Genomic DNA, 724 nt, shown 5'->3' on the forward strand with positions numbered 1-724 from the left:
TCATTGCCCATCGGGTCCTTCGCCGTGGCGGTGAAGGTGTGGTCCCCGCGGCCCAGGTCCACGCTCGGCGTGAAGCTCCAGGTGCCGTCCGCGCCCGCGGTGGTGGTGCCCAGCACGTTGCTGCCGTCCATGATGGTCACGGTGCTGCCCGCCTTCGCCGTGCCGCTGATTTGCGGACGGGTGTCGTCGGTGAGCGCGCCCTGCGACAGGCTGCCGGTCACGCTGCCGGTGTCGTCGGTCACGGCGGTGATTTCCACCTTGCCCGGGACCACGTCAACGGTGATGACCACGTGCGAGCCTTCCGGCCCGGTGTTGCCCGACGGATCGGTGACGGTGGTGGTCAGGTCGTGTGCGCCGTTCGCCAGCGGCTGGTCCGGGGTGTAGCTCCAGGTGCCGTCCGGGTTCACCTTCGCGGTGCCGATGACCTGGCCGTTGTCGATGATGTTCACCGTGCTGCCCGGCTCGGCCCTGCCGCTCAGGGTCGGGGTGTTGTCATCGGTGGTGTCGCCGCTCACGACCGGGCCCTGGTACGCACCGACGTTGTCGGTGACCAGCAGGTCAGAGGCCGCGTCCGGGGCTTTTGTATCGATAACGATACCGAAGCCGCCGGTTGGCTCACTGGTGCGGCCCACGCCGTCGGTGACGGTGGCGGTGAAGTTATGGCTGCCGTCTGCCAGCGCCGTATCCGGCGTGAAGCTCCAGCTGCCGTTGCTGCCCACGGAGG

At 68.8% G+C, this 724-nt stretch carries 1 protein-coding gene; it reads right to left on the minus strand.

The annotated features are described in order from the left end of the window. The coding region (locus tag EQV24_RS23605; RefSeq protein WP_130627102.1) for an Ig-like domain-containing protein at window positions 1–724 on the minus strand (724 nt) is incomplete at both ends.

The sequence above is a fragment of the Enterobacter sp. A8 genome, from assembly GCF_004296595.1.
Classification (GTDB): Bacteria; Pseudomonadota; Gammaproteobacteria; order Enterobacterales; family Enterobacteriaceae; genus Enterobacter; species Enterobacter cloacae.